The 13,610-nt window shown below is 67.3% G+C and carries 18 protein-coding genes; 12 read left to right on the forward strand and 6 right to left on the reverse strand.

The window, feature by feature from the left end; translation table 11 throughout:
- Positions 1 to 9: 9 nt before the first annotated feature.
- The 3 genes from ACFV3E_RS36770 to ACFV3E_RS36780 all read right to left on the reverse strand — a co-directional run bounded on the left by ACFV3E_RS36770 (position 10) and on the right by ACFV3E_RS36780 (position 1,467).
- Entirely contained in the window at positions 10 to 231 is a 222-nt protein-coding gene (locus tag ACFV3E_RS36770; RefSeq protein WP_500539325.1) for a DUF5999 family protein, read from the reverse strand.
- 106 nt (positions 232 to 337) lie between these two features.
- A complete protein-coding gene (locus ACFV3E_RS36775; RefSeq protein ID WP_500539327.1) occupies positions 338 to 511 on the reverse strand; it encodes a hypothetical protein in 174 nt (57 codons plus the stop codon).
- A 578-nt stretch (positions 512 to 1,089) separates the two neighbouring features.
- A complete protein-coding gene (locus ACFV3E_RS36780; protein WP_500539329.1) occupies positions 1,090 to 1,467 on the reverse strand; it encodes a hypothetical protein in 378 nt (125 codons plus the stop codon).
- 144 nt (positions 1,468 to 1,611) lie between these two features.
- Here ACFV3E_RS36780 and ACFV3E_RS36785 point away from each other — a divergent pair, with 144 nt between their 5' ends.
- The 11 genes from ACFV3E_RS36785 to ACFV3E_RS36835 all read left to right on the forward strand — a co-directional run bounded on the left by ACFV3E_RS36785 (position 1,612) and on the right by ACFV3E_RS36835 (position 10,816).
- A complete protein-coding gene (locus ACFV3E_RS36785; RefSeq protein ID WP_500539331.1) occupies positions 1,612 to 1,950 on the forward strand; it encodes a GntR family transcriptional regulator in 339 nt (112 codons plus the stop codon).
- Between the two features lie 613 nt (positions 1,951 to 2,563).
- The gene (locus ACFV3E_RS36790) at positions 2,564 to 3,307 is read left to right on the forward strand and encodes a hypothetical protein (RefSeq protein WP_500539334.1); all 744 of its coding nucleotides are present in this window, start codon (positions 2,564 to 2,566) and stop codon (positions 3,305 to 3,307) included.
- The gene (locus ACFV3E_RS36795) at positions 3,294 to 3,893 is read left to right on the forward strand and encodes a cysteine hydrolase family protein (protein WP_500539336.1); all 600 of its coding nucleotides are present in this window, start codon (positions 3,294 to 3,296) and stop codon (positions 3,891 to 3,893) included. Before ACFV3E_RS36790 ends, ACFV3E_RS36795 begins: the two co-directional genes overlap by 14 nt.
- On the forward strand, positions 3,890 to 4,801 hold the full coding sequence (locus tag ACFV3E_RS36800; protein ID WP_500539338.1) for an NAD(P)/FAD-dependent oxidoreductase: 912 nt from the start codon (positions 3,890 to 3,892) through the stop codon (positions 4,799 to 4,801). Before ACFV3E_RS36795 ends, ACFV3E_RS36800 begins: the two co-directional genes overlap by 4 nt.
- Before the next feature lie 1,604 nt (positions 4,802 to 6,405).
- Positions 6,406 to 7,065, forward strand: a complete 660-nt coding sequence (locus tag ACFV3E_RS36805; protein ID WP_500539340.1) for a hypothetical protein — start codon at positions 6,406 to 6,408, stop codon at positions 7,063 to 7,065.
- Positions 7,062 to 7,892, forward strand: coding sequence for a DciA family protein (locus tag ACFV3E_RS36810; RefSeq protein WP_500539342.1), 831 nt, complete (start codon positions 7,062 to 7,064; stop codon positions 7,890 to 7,892). Before ACFV3E_RS36805 ends, ACFV3E_RS36810 begins: the two co-directional genes overlap by 4 nt.
- Before the next feature lie 572 nt (positions 7,893 to 8,464).
- On the forward strand, positions 8,465 to 9,574 hold the full coding sequence (locus tag ACFV3E_RS36815; RefSeq protein WP_500539344.1) for a restriction endonuclease: 1,110 nt from the start codon (positions 8,465 to 8,467) through the stop codon (positions 9,572 to 9,574).
- A 93-nt stretch (positions 9,575 to 9,667) separates the two neighbouring features.
- Entirely contained in the window at positions 9,668 to 9,922 is a 255-nt protein-coding gene (locus ACFV3E_RS36820) for a hypothetical protein (protein WP_500539346.1), read from the forward strand.
- 10 nt (positions 9,923 to 9,932) lie between these two features.
- On the forward strand, positions 9,933 to 10,187 hold the full coding sequence (locus tag ACFV3E_RS36825; RefSeq protein WP_500539348.1) for a hypothetical protein: 255 nt from the start codon (positions 9,933 to 9,935) through the stop codon (positions 10,185 to 10,187).
- A gap of 151 nt (positions 10,188 to 10,338) precedes the next feature.
- Positions 10,339 to 10,563: a hypothetical protein gene (locus ACFV3E_RS36830; RefSeq protein ID WP_500539350.1), complete on the forward strand. Its 225-nt coding sequence runs from the start codon at positions 10,339 to 10,341 to the stop codon at positions 10,561 to 10,563.
- On the forward strand, positions 10,553 to 10,816 hold the full coding sequence (locus ACFV3E_RS36835) for a hypothetical protein (RefSeq protein ID WP_500439620.1): 264 nt from the start codon (positions 10,553 to 10,555) through the stop codon (positions 10,814 to 10,816). Before ACFV3E_RS36830 ends, ACFV3E_RS36835 begins: the two co-directional genes overlap by 11 nt.
- A gap of 21 nt (positions 10,817 to 10,837) precedes the next feature.
- Here the strand turns inward: ACFV3E_RS36835 and lexA are convergent, their stop codons facing one another.
- Positions 10,838 to 11,548 carry a transcriptional repressor LexA gene (lexA, locus tag ACFV3E_RS36840; protein WP_500539352.1) on the reverse strand — a complete coding sequence of 237 codons (711 nt, stop codon included), beginning with the start codon at positions 11,546 to 11,548 and terminating at the stop codon, positions 10,838 to 10,840.
- Positions 11,549 to 11,810: 262 nt separating this feature from the next.
- Here lexA and ACFV3E_RS36845 point away from each other — a divergent pair, with 262 nt between their 5' ends.
- Complete coding sequence (locus ACFV3E_RS36845; protein ID WP_500539354.1) at positions 11,811 to 12,125, forward strand: hypothetical protein; 315 nt, start codon at positions 11,811 to 11,813, stop codon at positions 12,123 to 12,125.
- A gap of 433 nt (positions 12,126 to 12,558) precedes the next feature.
- Here ACFV3E_RS36845 and ACFV3E_RS36850 read toward each other — a convergent pair whose 3' ends face one another.
- A complete protein-coding gene (locus tag ACFV3E_RS36850; RefSeq protein ID WP_500539356.1) occupies positions 12,559 to 12,699 on the reverse strand; it encodes a hypothetical protein in 141 nt (46 codons plus the stop codon).
- A gap of 393 nt (positions 12,700 to 13,092) precedes the next feature.
- Complete coding sequence (locus ACFV3E_RS36855; protein WP_500539358.1) at positions 13,093 to 13,548, reverse strand: hypothetical protein; 456 nt, start codon at positions 13,546 to 13,548, stop codon at positions 13,093 to 13,095.
- Between the last annotated feature and the right edge of the window lie 62 nt (positions 13,549 to 13,610).

A 13,610-nucleotide genomic window follows, 5' to 3' on the forward strand; every position in this document is an offset into this window, starting at 1 on the left:
GTGCGGTGCTCAGGCCGCCGTGATAACGCGGTCGGCGGTGAGCGAGCGGTGCGGGGCGATGACCTGCCCGTCCGGCAGGAGCTCACCGGTGTCTTCGAAGAGCAGGACGCCGTTGCACAGGAGGCTCCAGCCCTGTTCGGGGTGGTGGGCCATGATCTGTGCTGCTTCGCGGTCCGGGGCCCCGGCAGCGGGGCACGGCGGCTGGTGCGGGCAGGGCCGAGATGCATTCACGAGCAAGTCCTTTCGTCCGGTCCGGTGATGCTCGGTACGAGCAGCCGCGGCCGCCGTCACCCGATGAGTGACGGCGACCGCGGTCGTTCGTGCCGGGGACTACCTGCTACTGCTGCAGCCTTTGTGCCTCCTGCTCGAGCCCACCGATGCGGTTGGCGAGCACCTGGCGCTGGGAGCGCGACAGGCTGCCGCCGAGCAGCTGCTGACGGGCGGCGGTGAGCTGGTCACTGACCTGCTGCAGCGGGGTGCGGGGGTCACAGGGCTTCGGGATAGCGGTCATGGCAGTTACCTTTCGTGCTACCGGTAGATGCGGAGTGGCTCGCCAAGCCCTCGTGTCCGTGACGGGCACAAGGGTGCGGCGCAGGACGCTGCGCGTCGGTGGCCTTGATCAGAGCTGGTTCTGCCGCGGTGTGCGGGGCGGCATCCCAACGCTCTCCACCGTCACCGGACCGACGAGCGGGCCGGTGACGTCTGGGCAGCGCAGGGCTGCAAGTGCAAGTCGCGGTCGCTTCATCCGCGTGGGTCACCTTGTGGGGCTGGAATCCCTCAGTCCTCACATCGGGAGGTGACGTGCCCGTGGTGCTGCGCGATATGGATCTGCACCTCAGTCCCGCTCGCCCGAGGAATCGCTCTCGGGGTCGTCGCGCCGCCGGCGTTCGTGCCCTCGGCCAGATCCGGTCTTTAGAGTCGTTTCGCCCAGAGGGCTCCTCGACTGGTCTCCACTCACCTCAGCCGGTGTGGTCACGGCCGTCGTACATGTGGTGGATCACGCTGTGGAGTTGTGAGCTGGGGCCGAGGGATCCGGCGCCCATCACCGGCGCCGCCCGTTCAGGGGCGGTTCCGGCGAAAGGCGCCGGATCACACGCTGAGCAGCTGCTGAACGGGGCTCTTGCCGCTCCGGGTCTCGCCCGCGCACAGCACGCTCTCGGGCAGGTCCTTGTAGAGCGGGCCCACCGGCGCACCGACGATCCGCAGGCCCTGGGGGACCTCGGGGCGGTCGCCCTCCGGCGTGATGTCGAAGATGACGCGCTTGGCCTTCACGGCCAGGTCGTCCCAGTCCGGCAGCCGGGGCTGTTCGAGCGCCTGTACCCACACCTCCTGGGTCACCTCGTCGACGAGGGCCAGGTCGAGACCGGCGTCGCTCAGCAGCGTCGCGGAGTGGGCGGCGAGCCGGGCGGAGTACCGGCGGTACAGGCCCTCCACGTGGCCGGCCATGGCGTTGGTGCTGCAGTTCATGGAGGTTCCCCTTGCTGTAGAGGGAGGAAGTCGGGCACTGTGCCGACATTGCTAACTTAGCTGATACAGTCGCAGCTGTGTCAAGTGATCTGACGGAGTTAGGGAAGCTAGCTAGGTGGAGAGGGCCGCTCTACGATGTCGCTCATGACCAGCGAAGGTGTGCAGCCATACATGCGGATCGTGGGAGACGTCAGAGACAAGATCCGCAGTGGACAGCTCGCGCCAGAAGAAAAGCTCCCCAGCACGCGGGAGATGGCCGACGCCTACGAGGTGGCACTCGGCACGGTGCAGAGCGCCCTCAAGGAGCTCCGGAATCTCGGATTGATCTATTCCATCCAGGGCCGTGGGACCTATGTCAGCGCGGTCCCGCCAGTGGTTGAGGACGACGCGACGGCCCGCGCCTTGCGGAGCATCGAGCGTCAGCTCGCCGATCTTGCGAGGCGAGTGCAGATCATCGAGGGAGAGCGCGAGCAAGGCCGGTAACGGCGTACCGGGACGTGCTGTCTGCATGTCAACTCTCGCTCTCCACACGGATACGGGTCTGGCATCACACAGCTTTCGGTTTCGGAGTCGTGTGCGAGAGGACCTGGTGTAGCGCTGGCGTGGAACCAGCGTGGAACTACGACGGATCAGCCCTGGCCGAAGGCAGCTGAGGGGGTGTGTAGTGATCGCCGTGGATACATGGACAGGTGGGAAGGCATCCCTCCTGCGCCAGGTGAAAAGGGACTCTGTCCGCGACTTCGCCGGGCGCCTAGGGGTCAGCCCGCGGACCGTCAGCAAGTGGCAAGAGAGGCCAGACCGAGAGTGCCGTCCTTCGACGGCACAGCTCCTCGACGTGGCCTTAGCCCGTTGCACCCCGGATGAGCAGGAGGCCTTCAGCCTTCGACTGGCCGGGCAACAGGGCGAGTTGGTTCACTCCCCGGCGCCTGGCGGCCGGCCGGGCCCCTGCACTGTCGTCTCCCATAAATTTCTGCCTGTGTACGTTGGCCCGGCACTCGGCTCGGTCTACGCAGCTGCCGCCCCACGGCCGCCGGGGCCCGCTGGCCTTGACCAGCGCGTGCTTCCTGCGCTTCACCGATCAGCCCGAGCCTCGACTGTGCATGTCTACGCATGCGGCGTCGCACTGTTCCATCTCGAAGAGCACCGTCAGGTGGACTCGATCACCGAGCTCGCTCTGTGGCGCTACGGGTCCTACCCGCGAGATCGCGCCTGGGTCCAGATGCGTCTCACTCAGCTGCTGGGTCAGCATGCACCGCACGGAAGCCAGGCTGTGGCTGCCGCCTCAGTTCCGGAACCCGAGTACGTCCTCTCCGCCTACGAACTGCGGGAGCACTCTTGGCGAGGGGACGGCCTCGACACCGCGCTCCAACTGCTGGCCACGCCGTCCGTCCTGGTCAACAGGCAGGACCCGGGCAATGTCCTACCTCTCGGCCACGGAGTCGAGGATGTCAAGTTCCACGGGGGCTGGGCGCACCCCGAGGCTGTACCGTTCGGCGGCGGCGTATCGCCCGGCATTGCGGCCTGGTCCGGCGTCGCCTACGACCCGCGTCCAGACGAGCGAGCTTTGACGATGTCTCAGGTCGTCGCCCTCGAAGTGGACGCGCAAGCACTCTGGGCACTGTCCTCTCATGTCCTGAGCATGATCGAAAACGGCCAGGACCCCGTGATGCCGCCGTCCTACGGTTGGCGCTTCCTGCGTAGCGCGTACTTCCGGCTGACCACTGCGCGCCCTACGGAAACGGCGCAGCATCGGGTCATGCGAGAGGCCATCCTGGCAACCAGCGAACTTCCTGATCGGCTGCGAGCCGCCCAGGATGCTCTACGTGATGGCAACCCGTGACAGTGACATGGAAGGCGGACTGGTGGGTCCTCGCTCGACGGCGCTGATCGTCATCGATGTTCAGCGCGGCTTCGTCAACGGCCACAGCCGCGGCGTGATACCCGCGATCGTGAACGTGGTGAAGCAGTGGCACAGTGCTGGCGCCCCGATCGTGTTCGCGCGGTTTCTCAATGCGCCAGGATCGCCGTACGAGACCATCACCGGCTGGACCAAACTGCGGACCGCAGAAGAGCGGGAGCTCATCCCAGAGCTGTCGGCCTACGTCGATGACGCCGCTGGCGTCATCGACAAGCCTCAGTCGTCCATCTTCACTGCCGAGGGAACTCGTCTTCTCCAGGGCGGCGGGTGGACTGACCTCGTCATGTGCGGCATCGACACTGACTCGTGCGTTTACGACTCAGCCATCGCGGCCTACCACGCAGGCTTCCGCCCGTGGGTCGTGACAGACGCTTGTGCCTCCACCGGCGGCCCCGAATATCACGACGCAGCGATCATGCTCGCGGCACGCAACATCGGGTCCTCGCAGCTCGTGACCACACACGACGTACTCACCCATATTGGCAACCCACCTGGAGGTCCTAGGTGAGCACCTCAGCGCAGGAAGCCGACGTGATCGTTGTCGGAGCCGGGCCGGCGGGCGTATCCGCGGCCGTAATGGCCGCCAGCCTGGGCCTACGGACCACGGTTGTCGAAACGCTACGCGTCGGCAGCAAGCTGCACCTCATCGGCGCTCTGGAGAACGTGATGGGCGGATGGGCGACTGGCCCCCAGCTAGCTGACGCCCTCATCAACGACCTGGACCGGCTACAGCAGGCTGGCCGGTGCTCCATGATGAACGCCCGTGCCATCAGTGCTTCAGCAAACGAAGACTACGCAGAGCTCGTCCTGTCGGACGGACACGCTCTCACCGCCGGAACCATCATCGTCGCCACCGGGGTCGCAGCATTGACCCCGGTAGAGGCCGCCTGGATCCGCGCTTCCGAGGGACTGCAGCCAAATCCCCTCTGGCGAGCAACCCCGGCTGATCTCACTGGCTACACGTACGTGCTTGGTGCCGATCGTCCTCTCGGAACGTGGCTTCGTGCTCACCCGACAGCTACGGCCAAGCTGCACGTCCTCGTCCCGCCGGGCGACGACTACAAGGCTGCGGAAGTTGCTCACGATGAGCGCGTCCGCCTCGTGTCCGTCGACCACGTGAACATCGCTGCTTCTACGCTCGGCGCCGGATGGACGGTCGACGTGACCGATCGTGCTGGACAGAGGAAGGTCTACGCCGTCGACACGCTACTGACCAATCTCGGAAACCGGCCGGCTGCGCTGGAAGGGCTTGAGCGCAGCGCCGACGGCTACTGCCCGACCTCCCTGCAACATCCCCGTATCCGCATCGCTGGCGATCTGCGATCGGCGCAGTACCAGAGGATCGCGACGGCGCAGGGATCCGGAGCCGAGGCGGTGCTGGCTTCGTACTACGCCAGCGCCCTACAGGGCGCATAAGGGAGGCAGGTGCGATGGCTCTCGGTCTTGGAGCAGGCGGCTTCCTGACGGCGTGTGGGAGTTCCACCTCAGGGACGACACGTGGGCCCCGGCAGGCTCTGTGGTACCTGCCGGGCGGTACAGTGGCCTGCGAGATTGATCAAAAAGAATGTGGCCCCATCGACCTTGAGCAAGTCGAAATTGGGGCCACGTGGCCGACTGACCTCTGCGACAAGGTCCTTCGGCCTGCCGAGCCTTTCAGTAAGGGAAAGGTGATCGACATGAGTCAGGGTACCCGTACCCGCCGACTGTCACACAGCACCCCGCCGTGGGGTCAGCGCCGCACACAGACGCGCTGGTCCGTCGGTGGGGTGTTCGTGCTGCCTCATGCCGCCCCTGGATGCACCCCTGCTGTCGAGGGGGCTCAGATGACGTAGGTCTAAGGGCGGCTTGACCGCCCGGGACGCTGACCTTCTCAGTGACGCCAATCACCGAGGCTCAGCGCCCCCGTGCCACCGAGGAGGTTCGCAGCCTCCCCGAAGGGGTTGTCCGTCCGGTTGCCGCCGGCCGAACGATTCGATCTTCAGGTTCTCCAACCTGCGAAGCACCCGAGAGGGGCTCCGTCGTGCCCTCATCCGATAGACGAGGACGGCTGCCATTTTGCACGACGGATTGGCGGCGCGCCAACGTTGGCGTGCCCGCGTACTGATTTCGACCCCTAAAATTCTCCGGCTCACATCACCCGGTGAGACGAACATCACACCCGGCTGGGTCGTCGTGTCCCTCCTCTCGATGGGGGAGTGGCGGTGACCGCCGGGATGCAGCCCGCCTACGGTGCGGCGCCGGACGGCTTCGCCAGCGAGCCAGTAACGACCACCAGCTGGTGGTACCCCCTGCCGGTGGAGCACGTCTCGGTCCACGTTGCTGAGGCAGAGCAGTGGGTGCACACCACGCCTGGCCGGATCGTTATCGACGGCTACTCGTGGCTGCAGGCGGTGCACTGGGTCGCTGGATCGGGCGTGTACGTGCCGTCGCGCCGACACGGCCCCCGCGTCTTCGGCGCGACCACGGTGCGCGTGGCGCGGGTGATGGCGGAGTTGTCGCCGTGCCGACCGGGGATTGAGTACCTGGTGCGTCGAACTGGCTTGTCGGAGAGGAGCGTCCAGTACCACATGGAGATGCTCCGGGAAGCGGGCCTGCTCGCCTACGTGCTGCGCGGCACTCGGGTGAAGGGCGGCCCTGCTCAGGCCTCGGAGTTCGCTCTCGTCATCCCTTCAGCCTTCGACGCTGCTCTCGGCGTCCGCACGGTCGGAGACGGGGTGCGGCGCCGGATGGTCGGGGTCGCGGACTGTGCACGGAAGCTGATGGGCCATCTGGCGAAGGTCGCTGCGGACCGACCGCGTAGGCCTCGCTCTCGTACCGACGGGAGTGCCTCGACCCCGACCCGTCGACCCGTCGCGAAGGCACCTGCGCGACGGGGGCGTTGCACCCCAATAGGGGGTTCTACCTGCACGTCTTCTACTACCGGTACTTCCCCCTCACCCTCTGAGGAGATCGCAAGCGGGAAAACATCTCGCTCCACCCGCACTTCGAAGACCTGCGGCAGGGCCGCGGGGGGCAACCTGGTGCGCCGCCGCTTCCAGCTGGCCGGCGAGCTGGTCCGCCGGGTCCCGTGGATGGGCCGCGCCTCAGTGCCCCGGATCGCCTGGATCGTGCGGGAGGTCTCCGACGCGGGATGGACCGCGGATGAGGTCATTGCCTGGCTAGCCAGCGGCGACGCCCCTGGCCGTGTCCACCGACCATCCGGTTTCCTAGCCCGCCGCCTGCACGGTGCGACGGCAGTGTGGCCGCACGCCGCATCTCGCGAAGCCGCCGTGGAGCGCGTCCGCGACAGTCGTCGCGCCGAGCACGCCCGTCACGACGACTGGGGTGGCGAGGTGAGCTACCCCTGTGCCCAGGCTGTCGCTACGGGATTCCGCCGTGCCGTCGACAAGGCCCGGGTGCGGGCAGCCGCCGTGGGCCGCGCTGCCGAACCCCTCGAGGAAGTACCGGCGTTGGCTGCCGACGACACCGGCCGCATCGACCTGGACGGGCTGACCCGGCAAGAGGTCTTGGACCTGCGGACTCTCGCTGCCAAGAACCCCGTCCTGATTGAGGCGGCCATCGATGCGCTCGGCGAGGACGACGCCCGGCGCCTGTACACGCACCAGGTCGTCGACCAGGTCCTCCGGCACCGCAGTGGCGGAGGACGAGTGGTCCTGCAGCAGCGATGGGAGGCGGCATGACCACACCCGAGCCCAGCGGCATCGACCTCGCCCGCGTAGCACTGCGGGCCGCGCAGGAGGATGCCAAGCGGCGCAGCACATCGGCGTCGACGAAGCGCAGCAGGCGGCGAACCGGCGCGGCACCGGCCCGCGGCGCGGGACGTGATCCCGTCGGTCTCGGAGCAGCGATCAGCAGCCTCGTCGCAGCCCGCGGCTGGGAGACCCCGGTCGTCGGCGGCAGCCTGGTCGACCACTGGGCCACCCTGGCTCCGGAACTTGCCGCCCACGTGGCCGTCCTGACCTGGGACGAGTCCACCGCCACCCTAGAGCTGCTGGCCGACTCACCCGCCTACGCCACCCAAGCCCGCCTTCTACAGCAGACGTTGCTGCAGCGCATCGCTGACACGGCTGGACCCGAGGCAGTCCGCACCATCAAGGTCCACCAACCCGGCAGCACCACCCGCACCCCGGCCCGCCCGGCAGCTGCGGTCACCACCGAGTCACCGATCGCGGCCCCTGTCGAGCCGGAGCGCCCGGGGCGGTCCCGAGCCGACGCGCCAGCCGGGTATCACCTCGCGCTCGCTGCTGCCCAAGAAGCTGCCCGCGCCGCCGAACGGTCGGGCTTCGAGCAGGAGACACAAGAACGGGCCGCACAGCACGATGCCGCGCTGCGCCTCAGCCGGGAACCGGAAGAATCCTTCGTCGACGGCCAGGCCGCTATCGAGGCCGCGTGCCCCCGCACTGCGAGCAGCGACGACGCACGGCTGCGCGCCCTGGCCTTCAAGCGGGGTGAACGCGAAGGCAGGTTCCCCGCCGCACGGCCAGCGCGGATGGACCGAACGGCATGAGTCAATGCCCGTCCATGGGCGAGGACGGTCCCGCACAACTCGCGTGACCTGCTGGGAAACCGACCGGGCTCGCCATTGGCCGCCCTAGAATCCGATCATCTTGAGCTCAAGGGGGAGCCATGTCGAGTGTCGGGGAACAGCTGGACAGCCCGTCTGCGAACGGCCAGGATCAGTCGACAACGTCAGGTGTGCCCTTCGAGACAGTGATCTCCAGCGTTTGGCGTAGCTATCCGATCAAGGCTCCTGTATCTGAGGGTGCTTGCCCGCCGGATCGGCCGGATGCCGTACGCCTGATCAGGCTCAGACACCTGAGCCGGGACGGTGAGATCGCCGAACCGGACGAAGACACCGACATCTGGCGGAACGATGTACCGGAACAATTCCACCTCCGAGCCGGAGACCTTCTGCTATCCGAAGTGGTCACCGGACACCCCAAGGCAGCTCGTGTAGAGGAGTCAGACCTGCCCGCGGCAGCTGTCGGTAGCCTCCTCGTCCTACGCCCCGTCACCTCATTGCCGCTAGACCACGCTCGCCTGATCCTCGTCTTCTTGCGCTCGGACAGCGTTGGACGCTTGGCCTACGGCACGGCCGGGCTCCAGCGGCTTTCGCTCAGAGACCTCCGTGCCCTGACGTTGCCTGCAGCCGATCAGGCACTCTCGGCAGCGCTGAAGGAACTGAGCACAGCTGGCGGGCGGATGAGTAGCTGGAGCGCAGAAGCAGCGAGCCTGGCCAACTCCGTCTACGACACCGGGTCCAACCCCGAGAACGCGCGACGCTCCATCATCGAGGCTGGCCAGCTCACCCGTCTCCGAGCGGAAGCCGCAGCCCAGCTTGACGAACCGGGCTACATCTTCCGCACCCGACTTCCGTACCCCATCGCGTTGCGCTGGCGAGAAGTCGAGGCGCGGCTCAGCGCCAACGACACAGGGCCCGCCTACGACGCCGTTCTCGAAGCAGCGGAGGCACTTCTCGGGTACGGCGCTCTGGTCGCGGCCGCCCTCGCTCACGAAGCCGGCATAAGTCTCTCCTCCGTAGCGGATCTACAACGCAAACTGTCCGGAGGCGCGGGCGGCCCAGGACTGGGGGACTGGACGGTGATCCTGCAGCAAATTGGAGGGGCAAGGACCCGGCGTGGCCTGCCTCAGGACAACCCCCTCCACGAGCTGGGAACCCTTCTCAGCAGTGCTGACGTCCAGCAGGCACGCAGCCGGCTGGCAGACCGCCGCAACGCCAGAGCGCACGGGCGTGCGCTCGACGCAGTCACCCTCCCCGCGGCGCTGCAGGAGGCACGCGGTGACCTGGAGCTGCTGCTGGGACATGCACGGTTCCTCGCTGACCTGCCCCTTGTGCACGTGACGTCCGTGTCGTGGAACGCCTACCAGGCGGAGGCTTCGATCATGTTCCGGCGCCTGATGGGCGACCATCCCGTCGTACCCACCTCGACGATGAAGCATCCGAGCAACACGATCGAGAGCGGCAGTCTGTACCTGGTCGACCGCGACCGCGGCCTGCACCTCCTGCGACCCTTCCTCACGATCGAGGTGTGCGAGACATGCCACAACTGGTCGACTTTCCACGCGGATAAGGAGAGGGGGCAGCTCGTCCAGAAGAGCCTTGAGCACGGTCACCACTACCCGTACAACGCAGACACCCGGGTCCTCCAGCAGGTCGGTCTGCTCTGACCAGAGGCTGACGGCAGGGCTCAGCGCCATTCGCGTTGACGTGCCTCGCCGCTTGGACAAGGCTGATCAGGCACGATGTGTACGGAGGCAGGCATGGCAACCTACGAGCGAAGCCGCGCGTGGATAGTGCGCGCTGGCGAGTCGACCACGCACGTGGCGCTGGACGCCTGGGCCCATGGACAGATCACCGTGCGAGTCGATACCGCCTTGATGACCAGGATCACCGGCCTGCCCAAAGGCCGCCTGCGCGGAGTGGCCCTGACCGTCCTGGTCAATCCGGCAGGGATCACCGAACGAGAGGCCGATGCTCACGACTGGGCGCTGCCGGCCGCTCGAAGCGCGGCCTGACCCCGAGCCGATGACCACCACCTTCATCGCGTACCTGCAATTCCACCGCGGCGGCCCGACCGTCACCGGCAGCTGGGACAACCACGACACGGCGCTGCGCGCCTACCGAAGCTACGTCGGTCTCTATGGCAACCCGGACCCGGACTCAGAGGTGATCATTCAGTTGCTGGAGGAGACCGACGGCCACGGCAAGGTCCTCAAGCGGTGGACCCGGGACGGCGAGGTCGACGGCCCTGCCGAGGGACCTGACGAATCCCCCGTGTGAGGGGAAGGGCCAGTGGACGATCACGGCATCCCAATTCAACCCCGGTCGGATTTCCCGTACCGTGGTGGCACGCACCCAGCGTGCGTGCCACCACCGGCCGCGTGACCGCCAGCCACGACCCGGTCCCAGCTCCATCCCAGGAGACGCCGCGATGACAGCACAGCACCCCGAGTCCGTTCCCGAAGGCCTCGAAGAGGGCCAGCCGGAAGCGCTGCTTGCGTCCGCGGCCGCCGAACGCGAGTCTGCGGAAGCGCTGGCTGGTGTCCTGGAATACATCGCTGCGCACGGCGTGCCTGCCTTGGAGGACTGCGTGCCGGCCGCCGAGGCGCACAAAGCGATGTGGGCCCGGGTCAGTGGGGCGGGGCGTGTCGCCTAGTCACTCCCGGCCGCGCAAGGCGGAGGTCTTCTACAGCCCCCTCGCGCACAGCCAACTGGAGAAGATCAGCACGGTTCAGCAGGCGAGCGCGGTCGAGCGGGCCCGCGGGGCCCTGGAGGCCCGACCGGACATCGGCGTGCTGAGGCCCGACGGCCTGCGGGACTACCGCGACGACGAGTCCGGCGTCCGTTTCGTTTACTTTTTGACTATTCGGAATACGATCATCATCGTGGCCTATCTCGAAGTCGACTGAGAGCCGCTGCCGACGGCCTGGTCACAGGGCACGCACCACCGCTACGACCTTCCCCAGGACGGTGGCGTTCTCTCCCTCGATCGGAGCGAACGCTGGATTCTCGGGCAGCAGCCATACCCGGTCGCGCTCCCGCTTCAGCCGCTTCACGGTCGCATCGCCCTCGATGATCGCAGCCACGATGTCACCGTTGTTCGCCGTCGGCTGCTGCCGCACCGTCACCCAGTCCCCGTCGCAGATCGCGGCGCCCGTCATGGAATCCCCGGCCACCTGCAGCGCGAACAGCTCGCCATCACCGACCAGTTCACGCGGCAGCGGGAAGAACTCCTCTACGACCTCCTCGGCCAGGATCGGGACGCCCGCCGCGATCCGACCCAGCACCGGCACGAACACCGGCGCTGGCAAAACCGGCATCTCCAGCCCCGGTTCAACCAGCTCGACGTCGCCGCCGGTGCGCCGCTGGACCCAGGACGCCCGTACCCGGTAGGTACGAGACCGGTGCGGGTCCTGCTCCAGGACGCCCTTGCGCTGCAACGCCATCACCTGGTGCGCGACCGATGACGTGCTGGCCAACCCCACCGCCTGACCAATCTCCCGCATCGACGGCGGATACCCACGTCGGGCCACGGAGTCCACGATGACCTCGACAATGTGGGCCTGGCGACTGGTGAGCCCATCAGGGCCCACAGTCTCCCCAGCCGGCCGACCGGGACCTGCACCGCTGGCAGCACTCATACCGGTACCTCCCCATGTGCCGATCTTGCCACCGTATCCGGCTGACCAGCCAAAACGGAACACCTGTGCAGGTCAACCGCCTCGGCCAGCGCAGAGCGGAGCACACGAGGAAGGCTCGGCGCGTCGGGGGCCGCGCCGAGCCGTTCCGGACTATCGAACCGGCAGGCAGCCTCACGTGCAGCCCCACCACACCCAACCGGGTCCCGCCCGGCCCCGTTGGCTGCCACCGACGCCGCGCCCCAAGTCGCTCGTTACACAGTCCATGCCGACAACCTCTGCCCCGGACTCGCTGGACGCGGCCGCCGCTGGCCTGCTGCAGGACTACCACGCCGGAACCTGGCTCCCTACCGACGACGAACGCGGCCTCGCGGACGGCCTGGCCCGCACGCGCTGGAGCGAGCACTCCCTGCGGGCCGGCCTCCGCGGCGCCTCGCCAGCCGTCACCGACGGCCGGCTCGGTGACGTGCTCGACCTGGCGGTACAGGTCCTCGCCCAGACACCCGCGGCCGCCACCGACGGCACCCTGCTGCAGGTCCGAGTCCTGGTCGACGCCCTGACCAGCGCGTTTTCGCCCTGACGCCGCTGTACGAGCGAAGCGCCGACACAAGGGGCCGCGGACAATGGTGCTGGACCTCGGCGCAGGAAGGCTGCAAAGAAGGCTGCGAAACTGAAATGGTGAATCACTCCCCGGACCGATTTCGCGGCGAGCAATCACGTGTGACACTTCCACACCCATCCTGAATTCCCAGGTCGGACGGGAATTCACGGAGACAGGTTCGCAGAATGGTCGCGCAGGAAGGTTCGCAGATTGGTCTCCGCGGAATGGTCAGACGCGAGAAATCTACCCTCACACCGGGTAGAGTCTGCGACAAGGGAGTGCGCACATGCGCACTCGGGGACCGCCACCCCGAGGAGCCTCCCTGCAAATGGACGGGGGCCCGCCACTCCCGAGAGAGCGAACGAGCCCCTTTGCTGGTGGCCCCGGGCCGATTAGAGCGGCCCGGGGTTCATCAGCCCGCCTTCGCAGCGGCCACGACGGCCGCCGCTGTGGCGATCACCTGCGCCAACAGCAGGACGTCTCGACGCCACGACCAGCTGCGTCGAGGCTTCCGCTTCAGCGAAGGTTCTTCTCCTTCAACATCGACACTCACGCAAGGTTCCTTTCTCTGGCGGGGCTCACCGATCGTTCGCCCCTGGATGCGGCATCCGGGCCAGATGGCCTGGCCCGGATGCCGCGCCCGAAGGGCGTGCGACAGCGGTGACGCCAGTTCCTTTGCGAGCGCCGATATTGACCTTAGAGCATGCGAAGCGACCCGATGGACCGGATAGTCGAAAGCCGCCTACTTTTCTGGCCGATGACTATTTCCCAGAACGAACCCATCGAATGCCTGCTCGAAAACGATATGGCGCGTGCTATCAGTCGGCCCGTGGCAGCGCAACGTCATCTCAGCGGGCTCCCGAGGGAGCTTCGCCTAGTCCGGCTCTCCAGGGGCGTGGCCGAGCGGGGCCGTCCCGCACGACACGCTCGCGCCCCTCGAGTCTGGCTACACGTAGCTAGCCAGTTGGAGCGCCACTGCTTCGGTGACGACCCCAGCCTTGACCGCCTGGACCACTTCGGCAGGCAAGTAGGACAGTGCGGGTGAGTCACAGCCCGCGACCGGCAGGTAGTCCTCGTCGTAGACCGCCGCGTGCACTGCAGCCAGGGCTACATGGTCAGGCGGCGGTACGAGCGCCGCGAGGAGGCACTCGCTGATGGACTCCGCTCCATCGGAGCAGACATAAGCCCACGACCAGCCGGTCAACGGAGACCACCGAAGCTCCGTACTGATAGTCCGGTCCTCCTCGGCGTCGTACGTGCCGTCGAGGAGGAGGATCGTCGCTCCGAAAGCGGACGGGCCGCCACCCTCGGGGAAGCGTGCGTACCACACGTTTGGCGATGCGAGCCGTCCCAACTCGGCGACCACGGCATCGATGTACGGAGCGTAGAAGGGCCGGTCCATGTCTCAGTAACGGCACGGCACGCCCATGGTTGCGTTCCGTCCGGCAGACGGGCTAGGACACC

Origin of the sequence: Streptomyces sp. NPDC059718 (assembly GCF_042733315.1) — a bacterium.
GTDB lineage: Bacteria > Actinomycetota > Actinomycetes > Streptomycetales > Streptomycetaceae > Actinacidiphila.

Coding starts and splice junctions, on each gene's coding strand:
- ACFV3E_RS36845 (WP_500539354.1), top strand. CDS start 11,811: ATGCCGACAACCTCTGCCCCGGACTCGCTGGACGCGGCCGCCGCTGGC.
- ACFV3E_RS36855 (WP_500539358.1), bottom strand. CDS start 13,548: ATGGACCGGCCCTTCTACGCTCCGTACATCGATGCCGTGGTCGCCGAG.
- ACFV3E_RS36810 (WP_500539342.1), top strand. CDS start 7,062: ATGACCACACCCGAGCCCAGCGGCATCGACCTCGCCCGCGTAGCACTG.
- ACFV3E_RS36775 (WP_500539327.1), bottom strand. CDS start 511: ATGACCGCTATCCCGAAGCCCTGTGACCCCCGCACCCCGCTGCAGCAG.
- ACFV3E_RS36820 (WP_500539346.1), top strand. CDS start 9,668: ATGGCAACCTACGAGCGAAGCCGCGCGTGGATAGTGCGCGCTGGCGAG.
- ACFV3E_RS36785 (WP_500539331.1), top strand. CDS start 1,612: ATGACCAGCGAAGGTGTGCAGCCATACATGCGGATCGTGGGAGACGTC.
- ACFV3E_RS36825 (WP_500539348.1), top strand. CDS start 9,933: ATGACCACCACCTTCATCGCGTACCTGCAATTCCACCGCGGCGGCCCG.
- ACFV3E_RS36780 (WP_500539329.1), bottom strand. CDS start 1,467: ATGAACTGCAGCACCAACGCCATGGCCGGCCACGTGGAGGGCCTGTAC.
- ACFV3E_RS36830 (WP_500539350.1), top strand. CDS start 10,339: ATGACAGCACAGCACCCCGAGTCCGTTCCCGAAGGCCTCGAAGAGGGC.
- ACFV3E_RS36795 (WP_500539336.1), top strand. CDS start 3,294: ATGGCAACCCGTGACAGTGACATGGAAGGCGGACTGGTGGGTCCTCGC.
- lexA (WP_500539352.1), bottom strand. CDS start 11,548: ATGAGTGCTGCCAGCGGTGCAGGTCCCGGTCGGCCGGCTGGGGAGACT.